Source organism: Psychrosphaera haliotis (assembly GCF_009728465.1).
Classification (GTDB): domain Bacteria; phylum Pseudomonadota; class Gammaproteobacteria; order Enterobacterales; family Alteromonadaceae; genus Psychrosphaera; species Psychrosphaera haliotis.
In genome coordinates this window covers 932,309-953,659 of record NZ_WOCD01000003.1, presented here as the reverse complement: position 1 = coordinate 953,659, position 21,351 = coordinate 932,309, and the positions used below count along the sequence as shown (strand labels likewise).

Genomic DNA, 21,351 nt, shown 5'->3' with positions numbered 1-21,351 from the left:
ACTTACTGCATAATTGGCTAGTGCCAGTATGCAGACTCCAAACTATCTTCTCTATCTGGTAAGCCTTTAGATAACCTTGGCGAGCTTTGTGATAATACTTCAAAGCTAACACGGTTTGCATACTTACATATTTGCGCTAGTGAAGAATACGAAATAGCAGGAATAGAATGTTTGCTAGACTCAGGAACATTTAGCTTATGGAAAACATTAGCGGTAATGTCATGGATCACCGCGGCTAACGCGCCATCGCCTGCACCATTAGTATTCTTAATTTCATCTGGACCACCCATATACGGCGCAATGTGCGAATATATTTTAATAGGCGTTTTACAGTTTTGTTTAAGCAAAGGTCTAGAAAATTCGTACTGGTTAAACTCAGGAATACTACCTGGCAACAACGGATACTGGGTTTTTCTCTTGAACTCTTTGTCGGTATAACCAGCCATGTAAAGGCCTTGAGGACCCGCTGTACACAGCACAAGATCTGCAATTTCTAGTGCTTTTTCAGCAGCTAACAAAGGATCTTTAGTGCCAACTAAGGCTTCAGCTTCTTCTTCGTTCATTGCTAAAACTTGAACATGCTTTTTAATGAAATCACGCCACCACTGTGGTTTTTCATCAATCATAAAACGAGTGCCTAAGGTTAAAACCACAGGAACTTGATGTTTATTCGCATATTCAATAGCTTGCATAGCAGCTTGATCAAGCGTGTCGCCTTCGCTACAACGAGTAAAGTAAGCACTAACTACAAATGAAGATGCGTTTTTATTAAGTCTTCGTCAATAAACTCTGGCGTTAATTTATTCATTACGCCTGAGTCAATGGCAAAAGTACGTTCGCCGTCTTCAGTAATTAATGTAAAGGCTCTACCTATAGGGCCATCAACAGGTTGTAAGTGCTGTAAGTCAACTCGAGAGGAAGTATTACAAAGGTAGCGATAAGCGTAGTTACCAACTTTGATATTTTCACTCATGACTCCATAGAGTACAGAGCGATCATCCGCTAATACCGAATAATTGTGCATAGTATTGCCAATGGTTCCACCTGCGTGTTGATCAACGATTAAATCGTTATCAAAAATGTGGCGATATAACTCTTCCGCCAAGTCGCTTGAAACCAATTGAGATAAACCTATTTTTAAGTCAAATTGATCAAGGAGCTCACGTGAAACATGAGCTTCAATATCAACAATGGTTTGATCCATACCAACAACGTATGGATGCTTTAACTTGCCATCCACTTTTATTTTGTTGGTAACCGGATCTTTTTTCTCTACCGGGAAATAATGTCGATGTTTACGTCTACCAGGAAATCTCATAGCTCAATTTACGCGAATAAAAATTTGGCGCGCATTGTATGACATTTTGGTTACATTATTAACCAATAGTTTATTCTATTTTGTAATAGTTCTATTGATAAAGGCCCAAATTTGCTTTTGAGTAAGCTTCAAATTCAGTGAATCCACCAATATGTGTTTGATCAACAAAGATTTGTGGAACTGTTTCAACAGGCTTGCCTGCAGACTTTTCTAAATCAGCTTTGCTGATACCTTCAGCTTGAATATCAACATATCGGTAATTGAAGTCATCTCGTGACTCTTTAAGTTGATCTGCAACCTCTTTAGCACGAACACAATACGGACAACCAGGACGTCCAAAAATAACAGTAAACATAAAATCTCTCCTAAATGAATTGCATACAGTCTAGCAAAGATTGCTATTAGGTAAATTCAATAAAATCGATGACATTGATAGAATCTATTGATGTACTTTCTAACTTTGTTATTCCAAAATTTTATTAGCTAGTCAAACTATTGGTTTGTCGTTAAAAAAACAAAAAGAGGCCTGTGAAACCCATAAATAAAGGGGTACAAGAACTTGTGGACTGAAAAGTCACCTATACTAGAGTGAGTTGTTTAGGAGTACTTTATGATTATTAGACCACCCAATGCTGCAGGAAATTTATATGCTTCAGACGCTGATGAATTAGTCACTGATATTGCTCAGGATTTATTAGCCATGCCTAAGGGGATTGAATTCCCTTACGCATTGGTTGTTCCTCATGCTGAAATGAAAGTGTCTGGGAGAGCTTCTGCTGCGGCGTTTAGACACCTATCAAAGTACTATCCGTACATAAATAGAGTTGTGATTATTGGCGCTGCATCAAATGCGGTTGTAGGAGCCGCGTTACCTATCTGTGATGAATACAAAACGCCCTTAGGGCGAGTGAAGGTAACTGAACGCTACATAAATAGCTTGGCGTTGTTACCTTTTGTTCATAGAAGTGATAGGGAGCATAACAAATCCAGTCGAATTGAAGCGCAGTTACCGTATTTACAAACCTGTTTGTCTGATTTTGAGATTTTACCTGTGCTTATTGGCCAAATGTCAGACCTAGATATGAACTTGTTGTTTACTAGCTTGCCTTTTAATAACCAAACCTTGACTATATTATCCGTCGATATAGATAAACATAAGCAGCGATGCATGGATTTGCACGAACAGAGACTGTTTGAAAATTATGTCAGTTATATTGAATTTGAAGAAAGAAAATTAAAGCATGCAGATACTTTTGATACTGAGCAGGCTCCGTCAAATGAATTCAGATCAAAATATCAGAGCTTTATAGTTCATTAGTTTAGTTAGTATTGGATTTGGTTATGGGAATTAAAAGATTGTGACAACAGAAGAAGTGAGTTCTCCTTGTATTAGGAACTGCTGTTTAGATGAAAAGAATGTCTGTATTGGCTGTTATCGGGACATAAATGAGATAATGGCCTGGTCCAAATGTCTAATAGCGAAAAAAAAATAACCCTTAACCGTTGTTATACAAGGGTTAAAGAAAAAAAAGGCAATTAAATTCAATTTTGACGTTCATTTAATAAGCTTTTTGAAATTGATGTGTTATGATACGTCCCGTCTTTAACGAGACTTATTAAATTGTTTGAAAGCTTCATGTAATTATTTATACCGATGTACTCATTTTTTAGTCGATTTGAGCCACGTAATTTTAATTAGTGACACATTTGCAATTGATTAAACTCCGCAAAGATACAGCTGATACATGTGTATCAAAAAAATTGAAATTATATATATAAGGTTTACTATTATGTCTAAATCGACTGGTACAGTTAAGTGGTTTAACGAAGAGAAAGGTTACGGATTTTTAACTCAAGACAATGGCGGCAAAGATGTATTCGTACATTTCCGTGCTATCGTTGGCGAAGGTTTCAAAAGCCTTAAAGAAGGTCAAGCAGTAACTTTTGACGTTGAAGAAGGTCAAAAAGGTTTACAAGCTGCAAACGTTGAAGCTAACTAATTTAGCCTTTAATGTTTGACAAAAAGAGCGTTTTTAACGCTCTTTTTTTATGCCTATAATTTGATAAATCGAAAGAGTGGAGTATCAATAAACCTCAAAACTATTAAGCGTCTCGGGGTAACCCAATTCTCACCGCTTTGATCAAGCGTTTCAATTTTCTATTCTCTATACCCGCAGTTTCTGCTTTTTCTTTTTGTTGTTCTAACGCCCAAACTATATGTTCATCAACTAGGTCACTTATTTCACCTAATTTGCTCTCAAGCTCATTTATTACAGTGATCGAAAATGGCGCGTTGCCAAGTGCCACTGCAATGTTGCGCATCCAGCACTCAAAACCTATTCGCCTAATAGGAGAGCCTTCGGTTACTTTCAAGAAATAACTTTCTTGCCACTGCCATAGTTTTAGCAAGTCTGGATTGTTTAGATCGTCTCGAGGAACAAAATCAGGTTGCTTTGATATTTGTGCCTGACGATTCCATGGGCATATTAATTGGCAATCATCACAACCATATATGCGATTGCCCATAGCCTTTCTAAAATGTTCTGGAATGGCTTTTTTAAGTTCAATAGTGAGATAGGAAATGCACTTTTTACTATCAACAACATAAGGTGCAACAATAGCCTGCGTAGGACAAATTGTTATACATGCGACACAGGAACCACATTGCTCTTTCACGGGTTGGTCGTTTGGTAATGCAACAGGTAAAAACAACTCACCTAAAAAAAACCAACTGCCGGCTTCCTCGTCTAAAACCAGTGAGTGTTTTCCTACCCAGCCAAGTCCAGCCTTTTCTGCCAATGGGCGCTCTAATACTGGAGCCGAATCAACAAAAGGTCTAAACTGCATGTCAGCATCATCAATTTCATCAGCCACTAGTTTACCTAATTTTTTAAGCTGATTTCGTAACACTTTGTGATAATCACGCCCTAGTGCATAACGAGATATGTATGCGGTATTAGGGTCGTCCAACGTGTCTGCAAACGCAGCGTTTTCAGGTAAATAGTCCATTCTTACGCTGACAACACTGAGCGTGCCCGGTAATAATTCGTCTGGTCTACAGCGCTTTAATCCATGACGTGACATAAATTCCATATCGCCATGATAACCATTCTCCAACCACTCCAAAAAACGAGGTTCCTGTTCGCTGAGATCAATATCAGTGATCCCCACTTTTTGAAAGCCAAGTTCAGTGCCCCACTGTTTAATTTTATTGGCAAGTTGGTTGTAATCAGAACGGGCAGAGGTCATAAACAAAGGTCAAATTGATGTTAAATGAAAACGCTACTTTACCATTTAAAGCACGTGTTGCGGAATAGTTAAAATTAGAGATTCTGTTATGGGTAAAAGTAGGCGTTTTTTAGAGAATTTTGTTGATATTTACCGGAGATTTTACTGCAAAAGACGTTGAAATAGGTATGATAGTGACAGTAGTAGTAAGGGCTTACCTTCGTAATAAACTCCTCGTTTTTTTAGATTGCAAAGAAACTTATTGAGAAACGGATTGTCCTAGTAATTGTGAGAGATGCGTTGTTAAAAAAGTTATTATTTAGAAGTATCAAAACCGTGTGGGCTGTATTTGCCACTGCGGTTTTAGTGCTTGCGGTAATAATTAGCCTTTTGAAGGTGACTTTGCCATATGCAGATAAGTACAAAGGTGAAATTGAGACTTACGTACTTAACAATTTTAATGCCGATATTAACATAGGCAGCATTGGCGCGAGTTGGGAAAAGCTAGGGCCTGTCATAATTTTAAACGATGTGACCATGTCCGCCTCTGAACAGGCACCGTTGGACATTAGCATTATGGAAACAAAAGTCAGTATCGACTTTTGGCGTTCTCTGCAAGAGCAGCGTCTTGTTACCGGCACGTTCCAGCTAAATGGTATTAACACGTATATCAACAGCAGTGTTTTTTTCAAAGTTAGGCCTCAGTCTCAAGGTTCGCAATTATTTGAGGGTCTAAGTCATTTATTTTTAGCTCAAATTCAGCAGTTTCAAGTTACCGACAGTACCATTATTGTGCGTCATACCGACGGCGTGAATCAAACCTTCCAAATCGATAATCTGTCTTGGTTAAATGAGGGCAATCGACATCGTGGACAAGGGGATGTTTATATTGATGGTTTTTCTGATAACTCTCTTTCTTTTCGAATGGATTTGTATGGCCAACGCCGAAGCGAAATATTTGGTGCGATTTATTTAGAAGCCCAGCAAGTCGACATCACTCCATGGTTAACTCAATTTATTGGTGAGCATATTGCGGTTACCTCTACTGAGGGCAACTTTAGAGTGTGGAGTGAAGTTTCAGATGGCTTGGTAAAGCAGTTTCAGGTTGAAATTGAAAATACCGGTGTTCGTTGGAATAAACAAGATGCCGAGAAAGAGCTATTCATCGATGAAGCCTCTCTAAAATGGCAACAGTCAAAAAGCGATTGGGCACTCATTGCCAATGAAATAAAGTTGAGAACGGAGCAGCAGCAGCCAAATCCTTTTCACCTAAATTTAATCCGTCGCAATAAGCAAACGGAATTAATCGCCAATGATGTAGATCTAAACACCATTACTCAGCTTTTTTCTTTATTTTCGGCAACCAAAGAAACAAGCTTGTTGGCAAATACCAATGTGAGTGGTGATGTAAATTCATTGCATATTTCTTGGCCTGATGAAGCCGATATGATGGCTTATGTCGACGTTGATAACTTTTCCTTTTTACCAGAAGTGGCGATTAACGAAGCATACTTAGGCTTAACTGACTTATCGGTAAAAGGAGCCTGGAAGGGCAACGAAGGACGTTTTTCAATGACGGGCCTTAGTGGTGAATTAGATACTCAAGACACTTTTGAACAACCTATCAAGTATGACACGCTAAAAATCATTTCCGATATCAAGCTTTCGAGTGAAGGCACCGAAGTGTGGTTGCCGGAAATTAGACTTGAAAATAATGATATAAAAATTAAGGCTAATGCTCAGTATCTCAATTATGACGATGCTCATTTAAGCGTTTTTGCTGAAATAGTCGGTCCAAGCCAAGGAAAGATTCCAAATTATCTACCTAAATATTTAATTGGCGACAATACTTTATCTTATCTAAACCGATCTATTCAAAAAGGTAGGGGTGAGCTGACTCAAGTTGTTATTGATGGTGACCCGGCTGATATGCCTTTTGATTTTGAAGAGCCGAATAGACAAGGTACGTTTTTAGTGACAGCTGGTTTGAAGGATACCTTCTTTGAATTTAGTGAGGATTGGCCAGCGCTACGTAATTTAGATGCAACTTTGATTGTTAATAAAATGGATATGTATATCAATGCCCACAGTGGTGATATTAGTGATCTCAAAGTTAATAACGATGTCTTCGCCCATATAGATTTGGCTGCTCAAAGCACAGTATTAAAACTAGATATTCAACCAGATAATTTAGAGTTTAGTAAGTTTCATTCTTTGGTGAAAACTACTCCTTTAAAAGATTCAATTGGCGATGTTTTTGAGTTTGTATTGCTTGAAGGTAAGGGCGATGCAAAGGTTCACTTGTCTATTCCACTTAGCGACGGGCCTGATGAATCAGGTAAAATACCGGAGTTTTTAGTTCGTGGTGATGTGCTAACTAAAAAAGCAGGTTTGCAATTACCAAGTCTAAACTTAAATATTCAGAACTTATCGTCAGCAGTGTCTTTCGAAAACGCCGCTTTTGCTATTAAAGATGCCAGCGGACTTTGGAACAGTTTGCCAATTGATTTTAACATTACTGGTAATGACGGCAGTGCAGGTTACAAGTTAGACGGTAAAATTGATGCGAGTTGGCAGCACAGTGATGTAGCAAAACAAATAAATGGCCCTATTAGTGATTATTTTTCAGGTGAGCTCAACTCAACAATTTCCCTTAGTGTAAACATAGAAGAGGGCGACGATTACCAATATTTTGTGGATGCGAACACCGACTTAACCAAAGCAGGTTATACATTAACAGGGCCACTTCAAAAAGCCGTAGGTGAACCGTCTTCTGTTAATATTTCGGTTTTAGGTGATGCTACAAGTAATGACATTTACATTGATTTGAATGAAGACCTTAACTTTATAGGCGTCGTACCTACAAGCTCTAGTAAAATGGAACAGGCCATTTTGACAATAGGTGAGCACTTAACGCCTACCAGCGTATTGTTGCCGGATAGCGGCTTTAACATTGATATAAAACTGCCAAATATTGAATTTGATTCCACTCTTTCTTTTGTATTGGACTTAATTGATTCTTTGCCGTCTGGTGCGGGGGATTCTGAACCCCTGTTAGATTCCCCTAAGTTAATTTCAGGTCAATTTGGTCGTGTTGATATTTTAGGACAGGAATGGAGCAACATTACTCTTAGCGCAAAACCAAAGAACAATGACTGGTTATTTAATCTTGTGGGCGAGGCAATAGAGGCTGAGGTGGTTGTTCCAGAACTAATAGAGTCAGAAGGAATTACGATTAATGCCGACTATTTACATATTAAAAACACGCCAGTAGAAGCCAATACAGATAATGTTGAATCCACACTCAACTCGGCCGAATTGATTTCAGGTTTGCCCGCATTACACATCGTTTGTAAGGTTTGCACCTATAATGAAAAGCCCTTAGGTAAGATTACGTTAGATACATTTACGCGTGACACCAGTTTGTTTATAGAAAAAGCGGAAATGGAATATCAACGAAATAAAGTGTCATTAGCTGGCATGTGGATTGGTAATGAAGACTCTGGTGATACCACCATAACTGGTGATGCTTACTCCCGATACTTTGGCCCATGGATGTTGGATTGGGGCTTTAACTCCGGTATCAAACAAAGTGACTTCAAGTCTAAGTTGTCTTTGACTTGGGATGGTGCACCGCATGAATTTGCATTTGAGTCTTTAAACGGTGAAGTCACGTTTGAAATGGGCGAGGGTTACTTGTCTGAGATAAGTGACAAAGGGGCAAGGATCTTTTCTTTATTTAGCTTAAATTCACTTTACCGAAAGTTGAAGTTTGACTTTAATGATGTTTTCCAGAAGGGCCTGTTTTACAACGATATTAAAGGCTCTTTAACGGTAGAAAGTGGCGTGGTATATACAGAGAATATTAGAATGGATGGCGTTGCAGGAAACATGAATATGCGCGGCTTTACCAATCTCACGGCAAGTACACTAAATTATGACGTTACTTTTAAGCCAAAGATTACTTCAAGTATTCCTGTCATTGCAGCTTGGTTAGCGCCAGGCTCTGCTGGGTTGTCATTATTAGCGGGCATCGCCATTGATAAAATTATTGAGAAAGCGGATGTCGTTTCCGAAGTAAGACTAAAAGTGACGGGGGATCTTGCTGATCCAAAAGTCCAAGAAGTTAAGCGCTTTACTAAAACGATTGAATTGCCAAGGCCGCCACAGAAACCTATTGAGCCGGTAATACCAGAAGCTAATAAAACTGAAACGGAAGAAAAAACAAACAATGAACCCGTTTTGGAGCAAAATAACAAACCAGCGACGAACAACGTAGAGCCTTTGAACAAAGAATCTCTGAGTAAAGCACCTCTGAAAAAAGAACCTCTGAATAAAGAACCTTTGAATAAAGAGTCTGTGAAAAATGACTCTTCGAATAAAGAATCTGAAGTGTCTAAAGTTGAAAACGACAAAGGTGATGAGCAATGATAAATGCTTTTGTATTACAAATGACTTCAACGCCAGATGTTAAAGAGAATTTAGCATTTGTTAGATCAGCTTTATTGGAGAAAAGCCGTACTTTAGGTGCTGATCTGCATGGAAGTATTGTGGTTTTACCTGAGTGTTTTGCCTGTTTTGGTGGTAAAGACAACCTAAATTTAGGTATAGCGGAAGAGACTGGCAATGGCCCAGTTCAGCTTGAACTAGCTGATATTGCGAAGGAGTTCGGAATATATTTGGTAGCAGGCTCTTTCCCTACCAAAAGCCAAAATAAAAATAAGTTTTTGGCGACATGCTTGGTATTTGACCCAATTGGGGTTCTCATCGCTGATTATCAAAAAATACATTTGTTTGATGTTGAAGTAGACGACAACACGGGCAGTTACAGGGAGTCCGATTCAACACAGGCAGGCAATAAGTTAGTGGTATTTGATACGCCAGCAGGTAAGGTGGGTGTTGCCATTTGTTATGACCTACGATTCCCGGGTTTATTTCAGGAGCTAAGATCGTTAGGCACCAATACCATCGTATTACCAAGTGCATTTACCGAATTGACTGGTGATGCTCATTGGCTACCATTAATTCAAGCTCGAGCTATTGAAAACCAATTATATATGGTGGCCGCAAATCAAAACGGCGTTCATCAGAATGGCCGTGAAACGTTTGGCCATAGTGTCGTGGTTTCACCATGGGGCAACATTTTAGTTAATGCTGAAAGACAAAATGGCTTATTCGGCGCGGCATTAGATATGGTAAAGTTACAAGAAATTAGAAGTAAAATGCCAGTATTTGTCCATAATCAATTTAAATCTCGTTTGGTTTAACCAGGCGACGCATCACCATAATAGGATCTATTTTGAATCAAGTTGAAGAACAATTATTAACAGCAAACGGCCTAACACAACAAAGCGTTTACGATGGCCTGTCTATGCTTTTGGAACATCAACTCGACTACGCAGACTTATATTTTCAAGGTAGCTTCCATGAGTCTTGGGTAATGGAAGACGGCATCATTAAAGATGGCAGCTATAACATTGAGCAAGGCGTAGGTATTAGAGCCGTTAGCGGCGAAAAAACAGGACTGTCTTATTCTGATCAAGTGAACTTTAATGCTATTTCTGAAGCCGCTAAAACTGCCAGAAGTATTTCAGCTGCCGGGCAAAATGCAAAACAGCAGGTATTTACTAATACGCAGCAGAAACAAATTGTTATGGCTTGTCAGCCTCTTGAAAAGATGACGAACAAAGATAAGGTGGAGTTGCTTCGTAACGTTGATAGCTATATTCGTCAACAATCACCATTAGCAAAAAACATTGTGGTTAGCATGAGCGGTGTTTATGAAGAAGTGCTTGTTGCTGCCAGTGATGGTACTTGGGCAACAGATATTCGCCCTTTAATTCGTTTAAACTGTTCGGTTGTATTAGAAAAAGACGGCCGAAAAGAACGAGGCGGTGCTGGTGCAGGTGCAAGAACAGACTATAGCTACTTTATGGAATTGACTGACGGTAAATTACGTTATCAAAATGTAGCGGATGAAGCGATTCACATGGCAACGGTTAACTTAGAAGCTATTGAAGCGCCAGCGGGTACAATGCCAGTAGTCCTGGGTAATGGTTGGCCGGGCGTGTTATTACATGAAGCGGTAGGGCATGGGTTAGAAGGTGATTTTAACCGTAAAGGTTCAAGTAATTACAGCGGCAAAATTGGTGAATCTGTGGCGTCAGAGCTGTGTACTATTGTTGATGATGGCACATTAAATGGCTTACGTGGCTCATTAAATATTGATGATGAAGGTGTACCGGCACAATACAATGTACTTATTGAAAACGGTGTATTGAAGTCTTACATGCAAGACAAAATGAATGCTCGATTAATGGGCGTGCCAGCGACAGGCAATGGCCGTCGTGAATCTTTTGCACACATGCCAATGCCGCGCATGACAAATACTTATATGTTGCCAGGACAAAGTACACCTGAAGACATTATTGCTAGCGTTGATTATGGTATTTACGCGAACAACTTTGCCGGTGGCCAAGTTGATATCACGTCAGGTAAATTTGTATTCTCGGCGTCAGAAGCTTATTTAATTGAGAACGGTAAAATTACTAAGCCAGTTAAAGGTGCCACTTTAATTGGTAATGGCCCAGATGCAATGTCGCAAGTATCAATGGTAGGTAATGACTTAGCCTTAGATAAAGGCGTTGGCGTATGTGGCAAAGATGGCCAAAGCATCCCTGTGGGCGTTGGTCAGCCAACATTAAAGCTAGATGCGATGACAGTTGGTGGTACTAACTAAGTTCTGCAGCTGTCTATGCGGCGTGATGGGTCATCTTGATTGATAAGATTATTTGCGCGCCGTTTGGTGTTATATTTTTCACTTCCACTTGTCCATTGTGGCGTTTGGCTATTTCCTTAACAACACTCAATCCTATTCCTGTTCCCTCACTTTTCGTCGTATAAAATGGCGTACTTACGTTATCGATATTAGAAAACCCTGGTCCATTGTCCGTCACACAAATTGCCTGATGTGCGTTTTCATTAAATACCTGAATCTTTAATTGCCAACCGTCTAAATTTTGATATTCACTGTGATAAGCCTGTTCGGAATTTAGCACTAAATTAATTAACGCTTGGGATAACAAGTTTTGGTCGCCGAAAATGACTGCAGGTCCTGAATAGTTTATTTGATTCGCTCGCGCAGAAACAGACTTAATATCATGCAAAAGCTCGTCGGAATTAAACCAGTCACATTTTGCGTCAGTTATTTTAGCGACATCGCTATATCCTTTTATAAATGACAACAGCTTTTTACTGCGTTTATTAATTCGGGTTAACACATAATTTAAGTTATCTGGATCGATATCAGGTTGTAATAATAAGGTTTCTGTCAGCGATTCTATCGGCGTCAAAGAGTTTCGGATCTCGTGGCTGATGACTCTAACCATATTGTTTTGTTCGATGTTTCGGCTATTCGATAGCGCGGGCGAAATGTCCACTGCGCTATATAAGTAATACGTCCCTTTGTTTATTGAGAAACGAATGCTTTGTTGCATCCAACCTTTCTCTAATAACGGGTGGGAAAGTTGCGAAAGTGTTTTAAACCCCATCGAGTCATAGGTATCGCCAAACAGCATGGGTCTTTGAAAGGCATGTTGCGCAGATTCATTTTTGTAAAACAGTTGACCATTTTTATTAAAAATTAAAATAACACTGGGCCAATTATTCATCATTTGTGAAAAAAGCGTTCGCTCAAAATCAATCGCAGATTTATCTGAGTTATAGGGGCTTTGGGTAGAGTGAGAACTAAGATTTGATGAATACGCAAGACGTTCGAATAATTTTGATTCGATGCTTCCAGGTTTTAGATCAATCGACAGGTTATTTTCACCAGCAATGAGCGCCTCTAAATAGGTATTCAATTGTTCTTGCGGTTTAACGATTTGTTGATAGGTTTTAAAGAGAACAAAACTGATCAAATAGCTTTCTAATAACAGTAGCAGGCCCAGAAGTGCTAAATTCATCTGAAATCCGATAGCAGCTAATACGCTTAACCCAACTATTGTTAAACCCAATAATAAAAATGAAGTAATTAACGTCGTGTTATGTTTCAAGAGAAATTCCAAACTTATCAATACGTCTCGACAACGCATGGCGTGAAATATCTAGGAGTTTTGCGGCTTCTGATTGATTGCCTCGCGTGACTTCTAAGGCGCGTTGGATCATTTTTAATTCAATGGTTTCGAGTGACTCAATGTCATCAAGAGTCAAATTCTTAGGCGATGTGGTTAATGTATCTGAACTGATGTTTTTTGGTGTACCAATTAAACTTTCAATTAATGTTTTATCAATAATATGGTCGCTACACATTAAAACGCATCGTTCGATAACATTACTGAGCTCGCGAATATTTCCCGGCCAAGGCAGTTGACGCAATAAGGTTAAAGCATCTTCAGTAAAGGTAATGTGGGACTGGTTATACTTATTTGCAAACCTGTTCACTAAATCTAACGCCAATGGCTCAATATCATCGAGGCGTTGTCGAAGTGGAGGGATGTCGATCACAATCGTATTTAGTCTAAAGTACAGATCTTGTCGAAACGTCTGTTGGCCTATATGTGCGTCTAAATCTTCATTGGTTGCTGAAATAATGCGAGTGTCTGCGTATTCCGTTAGTCGTGCACCAACAGGAACATAGGATTTTGTTTCTAGAACATGCAGTAATTTGGGTTGAATATTTAACGGAATAGTGCCAATTTCATCTAAAAAGATGGTGCCTGTGTGTGCTTCTTTAAATCGACCATGACGGTCAGCTTTGGCATCTGTAAACGCGCCTTTTTTATGACCAAATAACTCACTCTCAAACAAGGTTTCAGGAATGGCCGCCATATTTACCGGCACAAAAGGTTTGTCTGCTCTTAAAGAAAGTGAATGAATGTACTGTGCTAGCTGAGACTTACCTACGCCATTTTCACCTGTGATCAATATATTCGCATCACTTGGAGCAACACGTTGGATAAGATCATTAATTGCTGTCATTGAAGTAGAATTAAAAAAGGGCTTATGGCGAGAAATTGATTCTTTAGTAAAACCTTTAGTGGCGTTAACAGCTGTGCCAGAACCTCTGGCGCTCGCACTTAAATGTCGGGTAATAGAGTCAATTAACGATTGATTGTTCCAAGGCTTTTCAATGAAATCTAATGCGCCCAGTTGCAAGCCTTTAACTGCAAGTTCTATGGTTGCCCAAGCAGTCATTAACACAACATTATGATTGTCATTTATTAATTGAGGCAATACAGAGAGGCCGTCTTGGCCACTCGTTGTATCGCTATGGAAGTTCATATCAAGTAAAATCAAACTAGGCTTAAAACGTTGAGCAAGGATCACCGTTTCTTTTAAGCTAGAGGATTCAATTGCCTTAAATCCGTTTGCATTTAGTAGCATTGATAAGGCTAGTCGAATATCTGCATCATCATCAGCAACAAGAATTAACGGCGAATCTATCAATGTACTTCCTCAATCTACTTAGTTAAAACCAATCAGTCTCTGCGCAAGGCAGAAAGCGGGTTTTGAGCAACTATATTCCATGTTGGTAGCATAACAGAAAGTAAATAAATAACGCTACTCATCAGGATAAGTGCCATCAGTGCAACCCAATTAAATGCAGGTAATTCGGCGTTAAAATTAAGATTTATATAATCATATACCCATAACGTAATGACACTACCTACTGCGACACCGGCCACTAACATGATGACGGCTCTCTTTAACATTAAAGAAACTAAATCTAAACGTGTTGCGCCTTGTGTCATGCGAATGGCGAGTTCGTATGATTTTTGTTTAGTGGTTAATATGGTTAATCCAGAAATACCAACTACCGCCAGAAGCAGGGTGAAGGTTACTAAAATTAACGAGGTATAAAAAATGATCCTTTGCTGCATTGTCGCTGCATTCACATGGTCTTGATAAGATTTGAAAGATAATGATTTTATTTGCGGGTGGCGTACCTGAATTTTACTTAACAATAAGTCGCTCTCAAGTAGGTCGTTCAATTCGGCGCCATTTTGGGTCTTTAACGTAAAACGTAAGGTGTCTGTGATATGAATATCAGGTCTAAAAATATACGCAGACTCTCTAGACATACTACTTGGATGTCTTCTGAAGTTTTCCGCGATACCAATAATAATGCTAGAAGAATCTTTGTTTACCGGTTTGCCGATAATGTCTGCATAAGACAGTTTGGGATAGACTGCGTCTGCAAGGTTTTTTGTTACAACCGCGACCTTTTCATTTTGCTGGTACTGTTCAGTAGTAATACTCTTGCCGGCAATAATATTTATGCCTGCTTGCTCCAAATAACCAGGCTGTAAGTGCAGTGGGGAGTATGAAAGCATTTGAGTTGAGCCATCCTCTTTAGTTACTAACTGCGTATAAAATTTATATATATTTGCTAATACGCCATAATCTTGAGAAATAACACTTACTTTAAGTGCACTTTGCTCAATGACTTCTACTATAGATGAGGTCAGTTGGTGTGCATCACTGCCATAAAATGCTTGCTCTTCTTTATTAAAAGAATCAGCCCAATCAGAGTCATCGGTTTTCAGTTCGAGGTTGTGTATGTGTTCAACTTGATAACCCATATCACTAAATGCGATATTGTAGTTTTTATACGCTATCGCCAACCCAGCAAATGAAAACACAATAGTTAACGCTAACTGAGTCGAAACTAAAGTCTTAGTTAATGGATTTTGATAATCCATCGACACGCCTTTACCGCTTGATTGGATATACCCTTGTAGAGCTTTTTCTTTGATGCGAGATAGCGATAGGTAAATGCCAATATAAAACGCCAACAAGGTGATAGCTATAATTGCAGTGATAGCTAATGCGTCTATCTCCATTGTGCCATTGCGACTGAGAGAAGTTAAACTTAACAAGGGCAGAAATGCGATAAATAGATTCGCAATGATTACGGCTAATAAAATTGAGAACACCATTAAAGGGGTATTTTCTAGCATTAGCTGGCGACGTAACACTGACTTTCGCGCTCCGTGTATTAGCCGGACGGAAAATTCATTAAAACGAGCGGTGTAATATGCATTAAACAAGTTCGTTACATTTACTATCGCAATCAAAGCTAGCAACGATGCGGACAATAATAAAAACAGAGACATTTTTTTTGCACCTGGCATAACATCTTCACGATAAGCGGAGAGCTCTAAGTTAGAATCTGGTTTCTTTAAAAACACCTCATACATCATTTTTTGTGAATCATCGACTGTTGTTAAGTACCATTTAAAAAAGTCCTCTCTATTGGGAATGGTGACTTTTGTTGTATCAATATATAAATAAGAGAGTTCGCTTGCCATTTGACCGTCAGTAGATGAGTCAGGTATTTTTGAAAAGTCTTCAAAGATCCAAACCTGTGGTACAGCTAAGTTAACAATATTGCTACTAGTATCTGTACTGGCTAGAGTTAGCTTTCTAGGAAGCGCAATATCTTCAATAATGCCAACAACTAATTGAGCAGAGGGGCCAATGGTAATTGTTTTTCCTAATAAGTCATTGCCTGCTTGTCGTTGCTTTTCATAAAGTGACTCAGAAATCCAAACCCCAGATTCAAAATTTCTCTCATTTAACGCGCTGCCTTTGATGGTTTTGGTGCCCATAATATCGAGTGCGGCAAAGTGGGCCTTAAAGACATAACTATCTAGTGATTCACCATTAAATTGTGGTAACGATTGCTGTTTTTCAAATACAAAAGCCTGTTCTCTTGCATCAAAATGTCGCATGAATTGACCAAAGTCTGCTCGTGAAGTCATCGTTTCAAATGATAGGGTGTCAGTCATATTTAGATCGATCACAACTGAGCTGATATTTTGGGCTTTACTGACACCCGAGAGTGGCTTTAATGCGTTGTTATTTGCAATAACCAAAGCACCGATTAATAACCCGATGGTAATACTTAAAGACAATAGTATTGGTAAAGTAAAACGTTTCTGATTAAAGAGTTTTTTAAGCCCAGAAAATAGGAAATAGTTAACTGGCTTCATGCATCACCTCTGTTTCTTTTACGTTGTTTTCCATAACAATTTTGCCGTCTATGAGTTGTACTTGTTTACTTGCACATTGAGAATAACGAGTATCGTGTGTCACCATAATAATGGTTGAGCCTTGTTTGTTTAGTTGAACGAGTAAACGCATAACTTGATCGCCATTTTTTGAATCTAGATTACCCGTCGGCTCATCAACTAAAAGAATATCTGGATTAGTGACTATCGCTCTTGCAATTGCGACACGTTGCTGTTGTCCTCCAGATAGCTGTGCAGGGAAGTGTTTACTGCGAGACGATAAGTTGACTTGCGCTAAGACGTTTTCAACCTTCTGTGCGATCTCTTTTGCTTTTTGTCCTTGATATTGTAATGGCATTGCTATGTTGTCAGCGACAGTTAACGAGTCAATAAGGTTAAATGATTGAAATACAAACCCAATATGTTTGTTTCTAATTTTAGCGCGTTGATCAAGAGACAGATCTGTGGCCTCTAATCCAGATAATAGGTATTTTCCGCTATCAAAATTATCTAACAATCCCAGAACCGACATTAACGTAGACTTACCACAACCTGATGGTCCCATAATTGAAATGAATTCGCCCGGGTAAACTTCTAAATCAATGTCTTGTAAGGCTAAAGTTTTAATAAACTCATTTTTATAAGACTTGTTGAGTTTGTTGAGTTTTATTATTGGATTCATATTTTAATTTCCTTATTTTGCTGCGATTTGATTTTAAAAACGTCTCTATTTCTCAAATAAGATAGGTTCTTAGGAAACTTAACGACCACTATATCACCTGGTTTTAAGCCTTGATTTATTAAAACGGCTGAGTCGGTCATTTGGCTTGAGGACACGTTTTGAGTTAGGAATTTATCTCCGACCTTTTTGTAAACCGGCTGGTGGCTGTGAGGCTGTAAACCACTTTCTCGAGCAACGAACACCTGGTCTTTTAAAGTATCACTATAGACCTTAGCGGAAAACGCTTGGGTAGGTCGAAGTTGTTGATCGTTAATTATTTGTTCGTGTAATTCATAGGTTTCTGCAATAACAGAAGATTGTGTTATCAAGGATTCAATACGCTTGATTTTTGTGGTGATGAGTTTGCCATTTAAGTTGATTTTAACTTCTGCATCGAGCGCAATGTCATTCACTTTATGTGCTGGTAAATTTAATGTTGCGACTAAACGATTTCGGCTGCCAATTTTTGCAATAGCTTCGCCTTTATCGATATTTAGTCCTACTTCCAGTTGTAAATTTTGAAGATCGCCGTCTTGTTCTGCTTTAATCTCAAGGGAATTAACCTCAAGTTGTGTTTGCGTTAAAGTCAGACGTTTTTGATCAAGCTGCAATTCACTTTGCGCAACTTCAAACTCATGGAGGGCGGTGGCATGTTGTATTTTTTTGAGATGAAGCTCTTTGTTTTTTGACTGCAGCGTTAGTTTCAACTGTGCTTTTTCCAATTCAATTTTGGAGCTGACCCCTAGTTTTTGTAAACGGCCATGAATATTTACGTCTAATTTAGATTGTGCAATCGCTGCATCAATGGCAAGCAATTGAGACTCTAGATCGAGTTGTTGTTGTTCATGCTTTAGTTTCAAAGCGGAAACTGATGATTGTTGCTCTAAAAATTCAATCTTGTGTTGAGCGGCGGTTTTGATTAATTCTGGATTTTCAAGTCGGGCGATAACATCCCCTTTTTTTACAGGCGAGCCCGGTTTAATTAATATTTCAGTGACAACACCGGACGCTTTTGCTGTTAACAAGGTTTCTTGCGCAGACTTAAACAAGCCATGAACCGGAATAAACACGTTGAGTTCTCCAGACCGCACAGTGAAAACAGGCAATAGGCTCTCATCGATAACGGGCGTTTTTACATATATCAAATAGCTCAGGAATCCTACGATAAAGACGCTTATAGAAATACTGATGCCGTATTTTCGTTTTGTTCCCATACGATTGTTAATTGATATGTCCAAAGTGCATTCCGTTTTGTTTTTGTTTTTGGTTTTATTGCTACAGCTGTAATTTCTCTTTACATATGGAAGCTCTGTGCCAAAAGTTAAGCAAAAGGGTTTTCATTATTTTCTATTTAAAACAATGGTCTGTGGTTTCTTGGGTGGGGTCGAGTTACTTGTGGAGTGTTTGGCGAATATAATAGTGCGCGATTTCGCACGTCATATTGTTCGTTGTTGAAAAGAAAGCTCGAAAATGAGCAGGTTACTTAGATGATTAATAAAAAACCAGAGCGCACTCTGGTTTTTTTATCGTGTTTGCTATTTATAGCGTAATAAATATTCAACCTATTCTAATGTTACAGCCACACTATCACCGGATACCCTACCTGAAGGAACCGTAGCTGAAAATATTAGAGCACCATCAACACTCTCATCACCTGTCGCTAAGTTGTTTTTTAGCTTAAATTCGATGGTTCTGGTTCCAGGGGTTGAAGGATCAAAAGAGCCCACTGTATTGGCCACCAAGAAAGTTCCTCCGTTTATTAATAAGCCAACGCTTGAAGCTATGCTTATCTCTGTTCCGGAAGGTAGTGTTTGAAATTGCTCGTCTGACATTTCGAGTACTAATAGGATTTCTCCACCGCGAGGTATATTAATCTCTATATTTGGATCATTTACGTCTTCGTCGCTCGTTCTTAAAATGCTTCCAGAATCATCTAGTAATTGATATAAAGCGTTAGAACTTGATGTAATCAAAACACGAGCTTTGCGAATCGTTGAAAACTTAGCTGTTGCACAGCCGCTTTGGCACTGAGGACCATTAAATAGACTGTCTTCAATTGTGTAATCGCCACTATTATCTGAGTCAATAAATAGCTCACCAGAATCAAAACTATAATTCTCATTGTCATCACGCCATGCTTCCGGCATGTCAATGAATCCACCAGATAACGGGCTAATACGGCCAAGCCCAGACTTGATTTCATCAATATTAGTAACCGACCCATTTATGCTATCACCATCTGATGTTCCATAAACGTTGTCGCCGTTTACGTCTACAAAGTACTCATGGCCTTCTGCAGTTGCTAGAATTGTAACGCGGTGATTATCTGGGTAAGGTTCTTGAGAAGTCCAAGTGACCGCACAGTTTCCTTCAACGGTTGTACAAGACGGCTCTATAGCGCCACCTTCAGTTGTAAAATTGACTGTTGTGCCATCTGGAACTGGGTTATTAAAGCTATCTGCTAAGTAAGCTCTTACAGTTACTTCGGTACCAGTAATATTTCGTGCTTCTGGGTTTATTGTTGAAAGTGACAGCGTTAATGAGTTTTGATCCGGAAGGCCAGTGTTAACAGAAAGTAAGTCTGACTGTGTCGCTACTGTATTTGAGTTCGCATTACTTGTCGTTGCGGTTACTCGTACAGCGGTTGGTACCGTTCCGGCAACTACTTTGGCACTGACTAAACCTTCATTGTTAGTCACGCCTGAATCAGAAGCTAAAGTTAATCCACCAACGTCAGTATTGAGAGTGAAATTAACCTCTTGTTGACTAAGAGGATTACCTAGCTGACCTTTGACTAAAAAGGTAACGGTTGAAGTTTCTTGCTTGCCTTGACCGCCAGTGCCTTTAAGTACAATAGATGATGGTGAAGCAGAAACAAACTCTACAGAACCTAAGCTTTCTGGAGATAGAGTGATCTGTTTAGTTGCAGTAAGATCAGCAGAATTTACTCTAACAGTTGCAACGACCGTGTCTTCATTGCCTTGAGCACCAGCACAACTAACATCTTGGAACGTGGAAGTAGCTATGCCATTTACTGTTGTTGATGTTGCATCTATTGTCGCATCGCCATTTGTAACACAGGTAGAACTAAATGAAATTGTAGTTGCTGAAGTAATAGGGTCAAAGTTTTCATCAACCAGAGCAACAGACAAGCCTAACGTAGCACCTGCGCTAATTTCTGTATTACCGTTTGCATCAGTCAGTGCCGATTTGATTTCACCTTCCGTAAAGTTACCGGCGTCGTCAAATGACCCCATTAATACCGTTGTGTTTTCATCAAGCGCATCCGCCGCAACAATTTCATAGGCAATAGTGTCGACATAAGTAATGTCATTAATAGTGGCTGAGATAGTCGCTAATGCAGCGCCTAAATCATTTTCATTGCCGCTTAGTTCAACTTCCGCTAAACCACTTGAATTAGTAAGAGCAGAGCTTGCATTCAAAGAACCGATTTCAGCAGAGAAACTAATAATTGTATTTGGTATAGCGACATTATTTTCATCAACAAGCATTACACCTAATTGTGCCGACTCGTTGGCTTTAAATCGATTAACGGCTAGGCCGTTACGTTTCAAAGTAATAGATAATTCTGGTGACGCTGCTTCAGTTGTGCTTGCGGATAAAACTTCAAACGCGGTATCAATTGATAGTGTTTCATCATCAATAGTTGTTGTTGCTGTAACCGTTACTACTCCAGCCGATATGTCAGAAGTATTTAGTGATACAGAAGTTGTGCCATCCGTTGCTGTTAGTCTAGAGGAGCTAGACAACGTCCCGCTGTCCGTTGAAAAGCTAATTTGTTGGCCGCTAATTGCAACACCACTTAAATCAACCAAAGATACTGAAACGGTAGCTAGGTTTCCTGATGTAAAGCTATTTGTCTCATTATTCAACGCATCTCTGACAGCTATACTGAGCGTTGCGTCAGTACCTGAAATGCTTTCTTCGATAGTCACGTCATCACTGTGGCCGTTACAACCACTTAAAACTAATGTGGCTAATAATGCGATTGAAAACCACACTTTTGATAAAAGTGATCGTTGTTGATTTAAGTAATTCACTGCAAAGCT

At 39.2% G+C, this 21,351-nt stretch carries 14 protein-coding genes and 1 pseudogene; 6 read left to right on the top strand and 9 right to left on the bottom strand.

The window, feature by feature from the left end; genetic code table 11:
* Positions 1-17 precede the first annotated feature (17 nt).
* Positions 18-1,318 (bottom strand): annotated as a pseudogene (locus tag GNP35_RS09170) (inosine/guanosine kinase).
* 91 nt (positions 1,319-1,409) lie between these two features.
* On the bottom strand, positions 1,410-1,673 hold the full coding sequence (locus tag GNP35_RS09165) for a GrxA family glutaredoxin (RefSeq protein WP_155695805.1): 264 nt from the start codon (positions 1,671-1,673) through the stop codon (positions 1,410-1,412).
* A 255-nt stretch (positions 1,674-1,928) separates the two neighbouring features.
* Between GNP35_RS09165 and amrB the strand changes: the two genes are divergently transcribed.
* The 3 genes from amrB to cspE all read left to right on the top strand — a co-directional run bounded on the left by amrB (position 1,929) and on the right by cspE (position 3,318).
* The gene (gene amrB, locus GNP35_RS09160) at positions 1,929-2,636 is read left to right on the top strand and encodes an AmmeMemoRadiSam system protein B (protein ID WP_155695804.1); all 708 of its coding nucleotides are present in this window, start codon (positions 1,929-1,931) and stop codon (positions 2,634-2,636) included.
* Between the two features lie 40 nt (positions 2,637-2,676).
* A complete protein-coding gene (locus GNP35_RS15685) occupies positions 2,677-2,811 on the top strand; it encodes a DUF1289 domain-containing protein (RefSeq protein ID WP_330997755.1) in 135 nt (44 codons plus the stop codon).
* 297 nt (positions 2,812-3,108) lie between these two features.
* Positions 3,109-3,318, top strand: a complete 210-nt coding sequence (gene cspE / locus GNP35_RS09150) for a transcription antiterminator/RNA stability regulator CspE (RefSeq protein ID WP_155695803.1) — start codon at positions 3,109-3,111, stop codon at positions 3,316-3,318.
* Between the two features lie 103 nt (positions 3,319-3,421).
* Here the strand turns inward: cspE and queG are convergent, their stop codons facing one another.
* Positions 3,422-4,567, bottom strand: coding sequence for a tRNA epoxyqueuosine(34) reductase QueG (queG, locus tag GNP35_RS09145; RefSeq protein ID WP_155695802.1), 1,146 nt, complete (start codon positions 4,565-4,567; stop codon positions 3,422-3,424).
* A gap of 279 nt (positions 4,568-4,846) precedes the next feature.
* On the opposite strand from queG, the gene GNP35_RS09140 reads away from it, so the two are divergent.
* The 3 genes from GNP35_RS09140 to tldD are packed head-to-tail and all read left to right on the top strand — an operon-like array spanning position 4,847 to position 11,285.
* The gene (locus tag GNP35_RS09140; RefSeq protein WP_155695801.1) at positions 4,847-8,977 is read left to right on the top strand and encodes a YhdP family protein; all 4,131 of its coding nucleotides are present in this window, start codon (positions 4,847-4,849) and stop codon (positions 8,975-8,977) included.
* The gene (locus GNP35_RS09135; RefSeq protein ID WP_155695800.1) at positions 8,974-9,813 is read left to right on the top strand and encodes a carbon-nitrogen hydrolase family protein; all 840 of its coding nucleotides are present in this window, start codon (positions 8,974-8,976) and stop codon (positions 9,811-9,813) included. Before GNP35_RS09140 ends, GNP35_RS09135 begins: the two co-directional genes overlap by 4 nt.
* 32 nt (positions 9,814-9,845) lie before the next feature.
* Positions 9,846-11,285 (top strand): metalloprotease TldD, encoded by a 1,440-nt coding sequence (gene tldD / locus GNP35_RS09130; protein WP_155695799.1) that lies wholly within the window; start codon positions 9,846-9,848, stop codon positions 11,283-11,285.
* A 13-nt stretch (positions 11,286-11,298) separates the two neighbouring features.
* Here the strand turns inward: tldD and GNP35_RS09125 are convergent, their stop codons facing one another.
* The 6 genes from GNP35_RS09125 to GNP35_RS09100 all read right to left on the bottom strand — a co-directional run bounded on the left by GNP35_RS09125 (position 11,299) and on the right by GNP35_RS09100 (position 21,342).
* The gene (locus GNP35_RS09125) at positions 11,299-12,600 is read right to left on the bottom strand and encodes a sensor histidine kinase (protein WP_196492471.1); all 1,302 of its coding nucleotides are present in this window, start codon (positions 12,598-12,600) and stop codon (positions 11,299-11,301) included.
* The gene (locus GNP35_RS09120; RefSeq protein WP_230961351.1) at positions 12,590-13,993 is read right to left on the bottom strand and encodes a sigma-54-dependent transcriptional regulator; all 1,404 of its coding nucleotides are present in this window, start codon (positions 13,991-13,993) and stop codon (positions 12,590-12,592) included. The genes GNP35_RS09125 and GNP35_RS09120 overlap by 11 nt, the downstream gene beginning before the upstream one ends.
* 32 nt (positions 13,994-14,025) lie before the next feature.
* On the bottom strand, positions 14,026-16,542 hold the full coding sequence (locus GNP35_RS09115) for an ABC transporter permease (protein WP_155695797.1): 2,517 nt from the start codon (positions 16,540-16,542) through the stop codon (positions 14,026-14,028).
* A complete protein-coding gene (locus GNP35_RS09110; RefSeq protein ID WP_155695796.1) occupies positions 16,529-17,242 on the bottom strand; it encodes an ABC transporter ATP-binding protein in 714 nt (237 codons plus the stop codon). Before GNP35_RS09110 ends, GNP35_RS09115 begins: the two co-directional genes overlap by 14 nt.
* On the bottom strand, positions 17,239-18,519 hold the full coding sequence (locus tag GNP35_RS09105; RefSeq protein ID WP_155695795.1) for an efflux RND transporter periplasmic adaptor subunit: 1,281 nt from the start codon (positions 18,517-18,519) through the stop codon (positions 17,239-17,241). Before GNP35_RS09105 ends, GNP35_RS09110 begins: the two co-directional genes overlap by 4 nt.
* A gap of 324 nt (positions 18,520-18,843) precedes the next feature.
* On the bottom strand, positions 18,844-21,342 hold the full coding sequence (locus GNP35_RS09100; RefSeq protein ID WP_155695794.1) for an autotransporter outer membrane beta-barrel domain-containing protein: 2,499 nt from the start codon (positions 21,340-21,342) through the stop codon (positions 18,844-18,846).
* Positions 21,343-21,351: the final 9 nt, after the last annotated feature.